This is a genomic window from Bacteroidota bacterium (genome assembly GCA_018692315.1).
GTDB lineage: Bacteria > Bacteroidota > Bacteroidia > Bacteroidales > JABHKC01 > JABHKC01.
The window spans coordinates 15156-27431 of sequence record JABHKC010000145.1 but is presented as its reverse complement, the minus strand read 5'-3'; the positions used below and the strand labels follow the sequence as shown (position 1 = coordinate 27431).

The following is a 12276-nucleotide window of genomic DNA, read 5'->3' as shown; positions in this document are numbered from 1 at the left end:
CGGTTTGGCACCTCGATGTCGGCTCGTCACATCCTGGGGCTGGAGAAGGTCCCAAGGGTTGGGCTGTTCGCCCATTAAAGTGGCACGCGAGCTGGGTTCAGAACGTCGTGAGACAGTTCGGTCCCTATCTGTTGTGGGCGTTGGAAATTTGAGAAGACCTGACTCTAGTACGAGAGGACCGAGTTGGACAAACCTCTAGTGTATCTGTTGTGGTGCCAGCTGCATCGCAGAGTAGCTACGTTTGGAAGAGATAAGTACTGAAAGCATCTAAGTACGAAGCTCGCTTCAAGATGAGATTTCCTTTAAGGGTCGTTAAAGACGATGACGTTGATAGGTTGCAGGTGTAAAGACAGTAATGTCAAAGCCAAGCAATACTAATTACCCGTAAGCTTTCATAAATCTTATAGCTTTTATTTAAAATTTGAGTTTTCAACATGTTAAAAATATTGAATATACGATAAAGTATCGTATAAAGATCTTAAGGTGACTATTGCAATGGGGAACCACCTCTTACCATTCCGAACAGAGAAGTTAAGCCCATTCGCGCCGATGGTACTGCGTTTGTGGGAGAGTAGGTCGTTGCCGACTTTTTAAAAAAGCCTGACTATTTATAGTCAGGCTTTTTTGTTTTGAATCTGTTATGTATTATCTACTTTAGAGATATTGTATTTATGGCTATGTCAAAAATTGAACTGCTGGTATTGTTAATACATCCGAGTTTAATATTTTAAGCTCTAAATCGTTCGAGACTAAAATCTTTTTAGGGTTTATCTAAAATATCTTCGAGTCTGTTTAAATACCTGGCATCGGTTGCACGAACATTTTCTGAATATTTAATTTGGATGGCAAAGTATCCCTTATCGATTTTTTATAAATAAATTTACTTTTCGCCTGTTGCTTGTACAAAAATAATAGAAAGGTAAATCCAGATTCGTGCTTTTTGTCATCCACTTTCATACTATATAGAATTCAATTCCTTCAATGTTGTTTTTAGATATGGATTAGTTTCATAAATACTTCTTATAAGACCATTATCAATTTCAGATGTTGTTATTAAACAGTAAAACTTTGCTGAGAATGGAACAATTGCTCATCCGAATTTTCTAATATTTTGCAGACCTGTCCTTTATGATATATCTTTTCAAAAAAATCTTTCAATAAAATGATTATGTTTTCGATATCTAAAAATTGAAGTGCCTGACGGAACAATTTGATCAATTATTTTAGGTAGTTCATTAAGAAAAATATGTCATCCAATTCATTTTGAGATAACCTACTGAAATGGAATTCTATTATCTTTTTATTTGTGAATTTCATCTTTTGATCTTAGATTTAAGTGTAGGTTTGTAAATAAATAAACTATCTATCTGTACATGCTCTTTTGTCCATTTTCTTCGATGTAAAAATATTGTATAAACTGTGGTTATTGCCCAAACAAAATTGCCTAAATCATCAAGCTTAGAAATAAAAATATCATTACTACCATTAGAAGTGAGATAATAAACCGCAGTATCCGGATTGAAATCAGATGTTCCAGAAAAATCACCAATAGTATAAACATATCCGGCAGGATCAAGTGCTATAGAAAAAACATAATCAGATTCAATTCCTCCCATTTTTTTTGCAAAAATAAAATCCCCATATGAATTATACTTGCTAATAAAAGCATCATCGCTTCCGCTTGAACTAAGATTAAACTCTCCTGAGCCTGAGTCAAAATCAACAGTTAAAAAAAAAATCCTGCAAAATAAACATTTCCAATAACATAAATAGCAATAGATTGACCATTATCTTTGCCTACTCCTCCCATGCTTTTTGCCCAAATGAAATTGCCTGAACTATCCTATTTCGTTATGAATATATCTTCATTTCCATTTGAAGTCAGATTGAAAACTCCAATTCCTGAATCAAAATCAGTAATGTCTGTGAAACTACCGGTGATATAAACATTTGCAGAGGTATCGAGTGCCAATGAAAAACCTGAATCATCATAACTTCCCCCAATATTTTTTGCATAAACAAAATTTCCTGAAGAATCTAATTTCATTATAAAGATATCATTACCACCATTTGAAATTAAGTTGGATATTCCACTTCTTGGGTCAAAGTCAACTGTATTTTTGAAATTTCCTGTGATATATATATTCCCGGTAACATCAATAGCTATAGAGTTCCCTTTATCATCATTGCTGCCGCCAAAAGTTTTTGCCCAAACAAAATTCCCAGAATGATCCATTTTTGAAATAAAAATATCATACCCACCATTTGAATTTAGATTATATACTCCATTACCGGGATCAAAATCAATAGTATCTTCAAAATATCCAATTGTGTAGATATTTCCAGCCTCATCAACTTCAATAGAATTTCCATAGTCCTAACCATTTCCACCAAAACTCGCAGTCCACTCAAACTGTGGTTCCTGAGAAAAAAGATTTGTAATTGCAAACAAAACGAAAGTTAGACTAAGAATATAGGTATTCATAGTGAAATATTTAAAACCAAAAATAATATGGTTTTTCGCCAAATAATTATCAGAATCTACGAAAGAAACTGAACGGTAGGCATAGCTACAACATTTTCGCTTAGGCTTTTTAATTCTAAATCGTTCGATAGTATAAACTTTCTCAAGACTGGTTTGTCGAGTATATTTTCGAGTCCATTAAAATGCCGGGCATATGTGGCTCGAACTTTTTCTGAATATTTAATTCGACCGTTTTGTCATGATTTTTGGAAAAAATCAATAATCCCGCAAAAACTTTTTTTTCATAATTCTACAGCCACGCCATAAATGACGGGCTACTAAGATGTCGTCCATACTGGATTTTTGCATAGGTTTGACTTTTGGTTGATGATGATGAGTATTTATCATCCTATTTTTCTCATTGAAACAATCCCCAATTTTTAAATTCTATAAATGAGAGGAATATGAATTGTTTCCGACTATGAAGTAGCAAAATCTTTGTAATAATAGTATTTCCGCAATTCAAAAGCTCCGGTGGTGCGACAAAATGAATGGATAAAATTGGAGGAGATATTGTAGTTTGTTTGGCATATATTATTCACAAAAATTTGTCAGAAGAAAAAAAAGTGAAACTCGGAAACTTCGTCTATCAGAGGACATTTGTTGTTTTAAGCAAAAAAAGTTCTATGAAACATTATCATAGAATTTTTAATCTTATTTCTGCAAGATATTTATTCTAAATGCTAATATTATTTGTGAATATTCTACCTTTCGATGTGAAAACTATTAAATAATTCCCTTTCTGACTACCGGTAAAATCGTATATTCTTCTTAGGTTTTTTGTGTCTCTTATTTTTTCACTATAAGCTAAATCGTATCCCTCGTAATATACTTCAATTTTCAAATTTTCTTCCTCCATCAATTTCCTCGAAATTATTACTGAATCGCCTTGAACACTTACCATGGGTTTAAATATTTCACGGGATTCAGCTTTTCTGAGTGTTGCAACAGTTGCTTTCACTGAAAAAGGAAGAATTACGATTTTGTCTTGCATATGGAGTTCTACAAAGTATTCTGCATCCGGCAAATTCGACATATCGAAATTTTTTGAATACTTGCCGGATATTTCTATTATTTCTTTGTAAATGATATACTTATCCTTATCTTTAATCTGCAATGTTGAACCTTCAGCTACATTCTCAAAACTTAAGTTTGTAGGATTATTGATTTTTTTGTTCGAAACTGAACCTTTTTTATTTGAGAATGAAACCAATGTTACAAACATTAACACTAATGCTAAACTTTTTTTTACATAATTTTTCATATTTTTTTATTTTAAATTAATACTAAAAAATCGGGACAAATGTATGGGTAGTTCATGCCTCAAAACAACAACAGATTTGTCCAATAAGTATGTTTAATTAACACTTATATTTGCCATTATTTTATTTACGGTTAATATTGTATATATATCTGTTAATTCAGTATATTTTAATAATTTCTTTTGTTGTACTTTTGATGGTTAAAATTCTATATTATGATAAAAATGAAACCATCATATGAGAAAGTCAGTCCTGAGTTTGGAAGCTCTGTATTAGTGAAGAAACACTCCGAGCAAATTGTTGTGAATCAGGCATATTGGCATTTTCATCCTGAGATAGAATTAGTGTTTATTTATAAAGGAAAAGGAAAAGTACATATAGGTAATCATCTTTCCTATTTCAATAGCAGCCGTTTGCTTTTGCTGGGTGCAAATCTGCCACATCATGGTTTTAGCGACCGTTTGACATCGAAAGGTTCAGAAACTATAGTGCAGTTTAAACCTGATTTTCTTGGGCTGTCATTCTTGAATTTGCCTGAAATGAAAGCTATTTCATTATTGTTTGAGCGTGCAAAAAGAGGAGTGATGTATAAATCCGAGACCTTAAAAGAGATTGGATCGAAGATTCAGAATTTATTGAGTTGTGAAGGTTTTGACAGGTTATTGTTGCTTTTGCAGATATTGCACGAATTGGCTTCTGCCGAAGATTATACATTGTTAAATGCAGATGGTTTCGCTTTTGAAACCTCACCTCAGGATAGTGCAAAAATTGATATTATTTTCAGGTATATCAATCAAAATTTCGAAAAACAAATTCCATTGGCAGAGATTGCTGATGAGGCAAGCATGACCGTTCCAGCTTTTTGCAGGTATTTTAAAAAATCGACAGGGAAAACTTTTACAAAACTGGTTAACGAATATCGTGTGGTTCATGCTACCAAACTTCTATCGGAAAGTTCAAGTAGCATTACCGATATTTGTTTTGAGTGCGGTTTCAACAATTTCTCACACTTCAATAAATTGTTTAAAGAATTTACAGGAAAAAGTGCTTCGAAATATAGAAACGAGATGAAACGTTTTGTTCAATAATTGATTGTCAATAATCGGGATATTTAAAAAGCGAAGTTTGGAAACTTCGCTTATCAAGGAATTTTTCTCTGTTTTCATATATTGTAATTGATGAATTCTTTTATTCAAGAAAAATTACATTTCGCTGTGAATCAAGTCATATACTAAATGTGGATTATCTGTCTCTATCCAATCAACACTTAGCCTTGTCAATCTTTTTACTTCATTAGCATAGTAATCATATTTTTCATTCTCATTGCCCGGAGGAGTAAGAGGAAAAAGCGTATATGTGCCAATATTCATATTCTTTTTGTGGTATTTAGATATAGTGTCTTCATCAATAAGAGTATGTTCAACTACAGCCAAATTCGAGTTAACAAAACGCCCGATTAGATTTCGCTCCATAATAAAATTAATCCATTTGTGGCTAAGAGGCATGTCATCATCGTAGGCAAAGCCTGAGAATATTGATTTGTGTTCTCTTTCTAAATTATGTAACATAAAAAAATCAAATGAAGAACATACTACCTGATTTTCAGTTCCTGTTGCCTGGATAATTTTGGCCACTTCGCTTCCTGTTTTTCTTTGAGACCACTGAGGTCGGTAGGCTTTAATCTCAATATCGACAAAAAAATCTTTTCCTTTTATTTCTTCCAATACATCTGATAGGAGCGGAATTTTTTCTTCCTTTTCGTATTGCCTCAATCCTCCATCTACCTCTATACTTTTCTGAACACAAAGGTTTTGTAGTTCCTTCCAGGTCATTTCGTAAATGCTTCTGTTCACTCCTGTTACTCGTTTCAGATTTTCGTCATGAAATAGAACCACCTTGTTATCTTTTGTAAGAAAAACATCGAATTCGCAACCGTTACATTTTTCACTTTCCATGGCAGCTTTTACAGCAGACATTGTGTTTTCCTGAAATTTTGTAACCAAGCCGCGATGAGCTAAGATGAGTGGTTTTTTTCCTTTTTTGTGCGTTTTTATTGGGTTAATAATATTGTTTAGCGACATTTTATATACCTCCTCTCTTATATGTAAAACTTAAATATTGTTATACTAAATTTTAAAAACTCAACTTTACATTAAAATCAAAAATAGTAATATTATTAACACTTTCGATTAAAATGAAATATATACGAAATATTAAAAATAATTTCAATTCTGGAATTTATGCCAAAATATTAGTTGAAAGTTTATGAAGTTTGGTACAATAGACAAAATTCAGGCGGAACTAAACTCATGGTCTATATATATCTATTTTTGATGAATTTGAGAGCTATGATAAATTTGCCCAAAAAGTGAGAGGGTGGCTTAAAGCCACCCTCTCACTATACTATCAGCTACAAATATTTTGGTAATCTACTCATACGCCCCCTTCCTCAAAGCCTTAGCATTTTTCACCATAATATTTCCATTTGCAATCATATGGTAAATTCGATTTTTAGAATCGAGCATCACAAGGTCGGCATCTTTGCCCACTAAAATTCTTCCTTTTTGCTTTAGTTTAAGAATATCGGCAACATTGGACGTTGCTACTTTTATAGCTTTTTCAATAGGTAGTTTTTCTTCAGTAATTGTGTCGATTATTTCATCGAAAACCGAGCGTGGTTGTCCCATTTCGAGTTTTACGAGATTGCCGTTTTCGTCGAAATCTGGAAGCGAGCCATTTGCATCGGAAGTCATAGTGATATGCTCCAGCGGCACGCCTGCTTCGAGAAATTGTACAATTGCTTTCGATGGTTTTATTTCGTATTCGGGGAAATATGGGTATGAACTTGCGGTGATGTCGATATATCCTTTTTTCCCATATTCTTTTGCATCTTCAAAAATATAATCGTTTCGGTTGCAATGTGTTGGAAGGAATTGTTTGTATTTTAGTTCGCTTTTTGCAACAGCATCATGGATTGGCTGAAATGGATTTTTGGCATCGCCCATATGTATATTTATTATTCCGGCTTTTCCGCCAAGCATACCGCCAACTCTTGCATGTTCAACCAATCTGATTAATTCATCTGTGGATGGAAATGATGTTCTATGGTCGGAAATTGCAACTTCTCCTACTCCGATTATTTCTTCTATCAGTGAAATATCTCTGCCAACATCTCCGGTTAATGTTGGAGTTGGGACTTGGTATGCACCGGCATACATCCACGATGAAACACCTTCGGCTCGTAGCGATTTTACTTTCATAAGAACACTTTCCTGATTTCGTGTAAAACCATCAGTGCCAAGGCAGCCAATCACTGTAGTAATTCCTCCATCTATTAATTGGCTTAATTGTAGTTCTGGTGTTCTTGTGGCGGGACCTCCTTCGCCACCTGCTCCGGCAATATGAACATGGGCATCAATTAAGCCGGGAATCATTTTTAAACCTTCTGCATTTATAGTTTCAAATTTCAGGTTTTCAGGTAGGTTAATTTCATCTTCTATCGCTAAGATTTTTCCACCACCTATTAGAACATCTTTTTTTCCAATAGGCTCAGGGGAGTATATTTCTGCTTGTTTAATTAATTTCATCATTGTTTTTAAAATAAATTATGAATTATGAATTATGAATTCGATAATTACGAGAATCATAACTTTATATTCCAATTTCTAATTTCCAATTCATTTATCTCAATCGTATTTATGAACTAATTCCTCTAAATAAGGAACAAGAACTGTAAAAATGGCATGATCGATATCGTCATCTTCATTAAGTTCAATCCTTCGTAATTCATGCAAATCTTTAGAAAGAATTAATTCAATCTTCACAATTTCTTCTTCTGCAGAAGTATTTTTAATTTCAATTAGAATACCTCCAGGCAACAAATCTCTCATCAAAATATATTCGGCATAATTTGCGTGATTGAGAATTGCTACATCAAGACCTTGATGCCAAATTCCAAAATCGTGAATATTTTCTTTTGAGTGATTTAGAACTGCAAAATCGAGCAAAGGATTTCGCATAATCATTTTAACATTTTCGTCGTGCCTTACGCTCATATTTACGAAAGTATTGTTAAAATAAATGCCATCTTTTCTTAGGCTTGCTAATTCTATATCGGCTTTAAAATCGGTAAGTTTTGTATATATTTTGTTGATTAATTCATCAGATATATTGTTACCAGCAACAATTGGTATTCTTCCTCCGCCTTCTTCTTTGCCAAAATGATGCTCCATAATTATTCCGGGAACGTCAATAGTTCCGCCTTCAGCAGGAGCTAAGTGCATAAAAACGCCTGGCCCTGCATTAATTTCAATGATCCCAAAATCGCCATCAGTCCATGGTTTTGTAATGTCTGCTGCGAGAACATCAATTCCTAATGCAGTAACATTCAGGTATTTTGCGATATTTTCAACCATCTCAATATTTTTCTGGTTAATCTCATCTGTTACGTTAATGGAAACGCCGCCAGCCGAGATATTTGCAACTCGGCGGAGAACAATTTCTTCTCCTTCTTCGGGAATAGTGTCTATGGTTTTATTTTGAATTGTAAGATAATCTATTAAATCGTCGTCGATATGAATTTTTGCTAATGGCGAACGTGCATTATCAATTCTTACTTCTTTTTCGTTTTCAACTCTAATTAATTCTTTTATGGTATCTGTCCCATTTCCAACTATAAATGCCGGAATTCGTTTTAGAGTAGCTGCATATTTTCCTCCAATACACAAAATTCTGTGGTCGTAGCCATAAATTTGTTGTTGTACTAAAGTTCCTTCGAAAGTAATACCTTCTTCTTCTGCCAAATTGAGGATGTTTTGAAAGGCTTTTTTTACTTCTTCGGGTGAGCTAACACCAGTAGTTACTCCTTGTCCTTTGTGTCCGGCAACCGGTTTTACAACAACAGGATAAGCTAACTCTTCTGCAACTTCAATGGCTTCTTCAACTTCAAAACAATTTAATCCTTTTGGAGTAGGAAAACCAAATTGTTCTAACCACTCGCCAACCATATCTTTATAGGAGGTAAATTCTGTATCTTTTATTCCATCGGTATGGAAAATTGTTGAGCGACCTCGTAGCTGCTTTTTGCCATAGCCCCATTGAAACTGATTTTCTTCATAAAGAAAATGTACGTTTATCCCTCTTTTTATCCCTCCTTCAATTAAGGAATAGATTGTAGGTCCACCTAAAACAGTCTTGTCAAACTCGTCTTTTAATTGAAGAAATTCGGCATCAAAATCGTATTCTTCATTATTTTCGTTCATAGCTCTAAACCAGTCTTGAACTACGAAAATTATATCCTTCGAAAGATATTCGTCGAGATTTTCAAATGCAATTATCCATTCGTCTTCGTCCCTGCTAATGTTGTATTTGTCAATATATAAATTCATCCCCATTTTACTAACAAGCATAATGGCCATTGCGAATAAATCTGCAACTCTGTCGGGATAATTTTCTTCTAATTCCGGAAATTTTTCTAGAATACGGTCTTTATAAAATTCGACTGAAGGACCTTCAGGATCAAGGTATAGATTAAAAACCATTGAAGGTTTATCAATATAATAATTAGGACCTGTGTAAGAATAAAATTTATCAGCATAAAAATCTTTCATATTTACCTCCATTATTTAATTAAAATTCAAATTACGATAATTTCAAATATACAATTATTTTAAGAATTAATGTAACAATATCTCATATTTATTATTGTCAGAATGAGTATTTTTTACATAGAAATGATAATTTTTTTTGTGGCTCAAAAATAATATATTTTGACGATTTTGTTGGAAATACTTTGTGTAGAAGCTTAAAGTTTGTTTGTGAAATTTTTGTCAATTTATTATTGTTGATATGTGCAAAAATTATTGAAAGACTTTTATATTTTTGCACAATTATTTAAATTAATGAGCATTATTCAACAAGTTAATCATAAAAATATATATTTCTTTGGTTTAGTTCTACTTTCAATAGCTTTGCCTACTTCCTTGTTTTTGATGAGCATTTCTCAATTTATTTTAATGATAAATTGGTTGTGGGAAGCTAATTTTAGAAATAAAATTCAGGTATTAAAAAATCGAAAAGGTGTACTATTAATTATTTCAATATTTATTTTACATATTGTTGGATTGATATATTCTACCGATTTGAAATATGCAATAAACGATATTAGAATAAAACTTCCACTCTTAATTTTACCTTTGGTAATAGGCACTTCAGAAAATCTTGATAGCAAGAAACTAAAGATTCTATTTCTGTTTTTGATAAGTTCTGTAACGATAAGTGCTTTTATTAGTAGCGCTGCATTGTTTGGTCTGATAGATGTTGAAATTAATGATATTCGGGATATCTCATTATTTATTTCACATATAAGATTTGCACTGCTTGTAAATATGTCAATTTTTTCTTTGTGGTATTTTTTGTTTTTCGATAGGTCGAAAATTTCACTGTTTGAGAAGATTTTATATTCAATAATATCTATCTGGCTTTTTGTTTTTCTATTTCTTCTTCAATCTTTAACCGGAATTGCAATAGTTTTTATTTTAGGAACCATACTTTTTTGTGTTTGGATTAGCTACAGAAAATTGATGTTTGCCAAATTTTTTGCAGTTGCAATTGTTGTTTTTTTAATAACATTTGCCGGTGTTTATCTAAGAAATTGTATAGTCAGCTTTTATGAAATTGAGGAAATTGATACTAAGAAACTTGAAAAACGAACTGCTAATGGAAATTTATATTCTCATAATTATAAAAGTAATCAAATAGAAAATGGAAATTTTGTAGAACTCTATATTTGCAATAAAGAATTGGGTAAGGAATGGAATCAAAAAAGCGAATATAAATTTGACGGATTAGATAAGAAGAATCAAGAAATTAAATACACTTTAATCAGATATTTATCTTCGCTTGGATTGCGAAAAGATTCAACAGGAATTAGTAAATTGAGCAAATCTGATATATCAATGATTGAAAATGGTTACGCAAATCATATTTTTAAAAATAAGTTCAGCATTTATCCACGAATTTATCAGGTGATCTGGGAATTTGATTATTATATTAATGGTGGAAATCCGAGTGGTCATTCGGTAACCCAACGATTAGAATATTTGAAAGTTGGAATCGTAATCATCAAAAATAATTTTTTGATTGGAGTGGGAACTGGCGATGTCCAGAATTCTTTCGATATTCAGTACGAAAAATCAAATTCTATTTTGCAAAAAAAGTACAGAAGAAGAGCTCATAATCAGTTTGTTACTTTTTTTATAGCTTTCGGACTGTTAGGTTTTTTATGGATAATGTTTGCAATTATTTATCCTATAATTATTGAAAAAAAATACAGAAATTATTTCTTCCTAATTTTTATTTTAATCGTTTTAGTTTCATTTTTAAATGAAGATACTCTTGAAACTCAAGCCGGAATTACATTTTTTACATTTTTTTACTCGCTTCTCATGTTTGGAATATCGGAAGATTATTTGTTGAGCAAAAAAAATTGAAACCTAATTCTAATCTAATCCTGATTGTTTTCCGAAGCAATAAAAATATTACTAATAGATTTATGATCTATTACATTATTTATTACTGAAGCAAAAATATTGGCAATAGAAATAATCTTAATTTTTGAAGATTGTTTTTTTAGCTTAATTGAATCGGTAACTATAACTTCTGTCAAGGAAGAATTATTAATATTTTCATAAGCATTGCCAGAAAGAACAGCATGAGAAGCAATTACTCTAACACTTTTGGCGCCTTTTTTTGTCATAATTTCAGAAGCTTTACACACAGTGCTTGCCGTATCTATCATGTCATCAATAATAATAACATTTTTATTTTTTACATTTCCGACTACTGTCATCTCCCCGATTTTATGATTTTCTTCTCTCGATTTGTGAGTAAAAACCAAAGGAGTTTTCAAGAATTTTGCGTAAACATTTGAACGTTTTGCACCTCCCATATCTGGTGCTGCAATAACCAGATCGTCTAACTTGAGCGATCTAATATATGGAACAAAAATTGACGATCCGTACAAATGATCGATTGGTACTTCAAAATAACCTTGAATCTGGTCTGCATGCAAATCTAAAGTAATTATACGGGAAATACCTGCAGCTTCAAGCAAATTTGAAACCAGTTTGGATCCAATAGAACATCTTGCTTTGTCTTTTCTGTCTTGTCGTGCAAAACCAAAATAAGGAATAACTGCTGCAATTTTGTAAGCCGAAGCTCTTTTTGCAGCGTCAATCATCAGCAAAAGTTCAAATAAATTGTCGGTCGGTGGTATAGTCGATTGAATAATGAATACATGAGCACCACGAACAGTTTCTTCGAAAAATGGTTGAAATTCACCATCACTAAAGCGTAAAATATCAACCTTGCCAAGTTTTGTGCCAAAACTTTTCGCAATATTTTCTGCAATTTCTATTGATGCACTACCAGCAAAAAGCTTTATAGGTGGGCGTAGTTGCCCTTTCATTAATTCAATTTCCGATAATTTAT

At 32.5% G+C, this 12276-nt stretch carries 10 protein-coding genes and 2 rRNA genes; 5 read left to right on the top strand and 7 right to left on the bottom strand.

Going from position 1 to position 12276, the window contains the following annotated elements:
• Together HN894_10685 and rrf are read left to right on the top strand one after the other, a co-directional pair.
• Positions 1 to 398, top strand: a 23S ribosomal RNA gene (locus tag HN894_10685); the annotation flags it as partial.
• An 81-nt stretch (positions 399 to 479) separates the two neighbouring features.
• Positions 480 to 588: ribosomal RNA gene (gene rrf / locus HN894_10680) — 5S ribosomal RNA — on the top strand.
• A 725-nt stretch (positions 589 to 1313) separates the two neighbouring features.
• Here the strand turns inward: rrf and HN894_10675 are convergent.
• Complete coding sequence (locus HN894_10675) at positions 1314 to 1616, bottom strand: hypothetical protein (protein ID MBT7143794.1); 303 nt, start codon at positions 1614 to 1616, stop codon at positions 1314 to 1316.
• A 227-nt stretch (positions 1617 to 1843) separates the two neighbouring features.
• Positions 1844 to 2236: a hypothetical protein gene (locus tag HN894_10670; protein MBT7143793.1), complete on the bottom strand. Its 393-nt coding sequence runs from the start codon at positions 2234 to 2236 to the stop codon at positions 1844 to 1846.
• A gap of 779 nt (positions 2237 to 3015) precedes the next feature.
• On the opposite strand from HN894_10670, the gene HN894_10665 reads away from it, so the two are divergent.
• Positions 3016 to 3204, top strand: a complete 189-nt coding sequence (locus tag HN894_10665; GenBank protein MBT7143792.1) for a hypothetical protein — start codon at positions 3016 to 3018, stop codon at positions 3202 to 3204.
• Here HN894_10665 and HN894_10660 read toward each other — a convergent pair.
• Positions 3201 to 3788 (bottom strand): hypothetical protein, encoded by a 588-nt coding sequence (locus tag HN894_10660; GenBank protein ID MBT7143791.1) that lies wholly within the window; start codon positions 3786 to 3788, stop codon positions 3201 to 3203. The two genes, HN894_10665 and HN894_10660, sit on opposite strands and share 4 nt — an antisense overlap.
• A 222-nt stretch (positions 3789 to 4010) precedes the next feature.
• Between HN894_10660 and HN894_10655 the strand changes: the two genes are divergently transcribed.
• Positions 4011 to 4874, top strand: a complete 864-nt coding sequence (locus HN894_10655) for a helix-turn-helix transcriptional regulator (GenBank protein MBT7143790.1) — start codon at positions 4011 to 4013, stop codon at positions 4872 to 4874.
• Between the two features lie 114 nt (positions 4875 to 4988).
• Here HN894_10655 and HN894_10650 read toward each other — a convergent pair whose 3' ends face one another.
• From HN894_10650 to HN894_10640, 3 genes are all read right to left on the bottom strand, one after another.
• The gene (locus tag HN894_10650; protein MBT7143789.1) at positions 4989 to 5867 is read right to left on the bottom strand and encodes a hypothetical protein; all 879 of its coding nucleotides are present in this window, start codon (positions 5865 to 5867) and stop codon (positions 4989 to 4991) included.
• Positions 5868 to 6215: 348 nt separating this feature from the next.
• On the bottom strand, positions 6216 to 7376 hold the full coding sequence (locus HN894_10645; protein ID MBT7143788.1) for a beta-aspartyl-peptidase: 1161 nt from the start codon (positions 7374 to 7376) through the stop codon (positions 6216 to 6218).
• A 96-nt stretch (positions 7377 to 7472) separates the two neighbouring features.
• Positions 7473 to 9395: an ATP-grasp domain-containing protein gene (locus HN894_10640; GenBank protein MBT7143787.1), complete on the bottom strand. Its 1923-nt coding sequence runs from the start codon at positions 9393 to 9395 to the stop codon at positions 7473 to 7475.
• A gap of 291 nt (positions 9396 to 9686) precedes the next feature.
• Between HN894_10640 and HN894_10635 the strand changes: the two genes are divergently transcribed.
• On the top strand, positions 9687 to 11276 hold the full coding sequence (locus HN894_10635; protein ID MBT7143786.1) for an O-antigen ligase family protein: 1590 nt from the start codon (positions 9687 to 9689) through the stop codon (positions 11274 to 11276).
• A gap of 14 nt (positions 11277 to 11290) precedes the next feature.
• Here HN894_10635 and HN894_10630 read toward each other — a convergent pair whose 3' ends face one another.
• Positions 11291 to 12253 carry a ribose-phosphate pyrophosphokinase gene (locus tag HN894_10630; protein MBT7143785.1) on the bottom strand — a complete coding sequence of 321 codons (963 nt, stop codon included), beginning with the start codon at positions 12251 to 12253 and terminating at the stop codon, positions 11291 to 11293.
• Between the last annotated feature and the right edge of the window lie 23 nt (positions 12254 to 12276).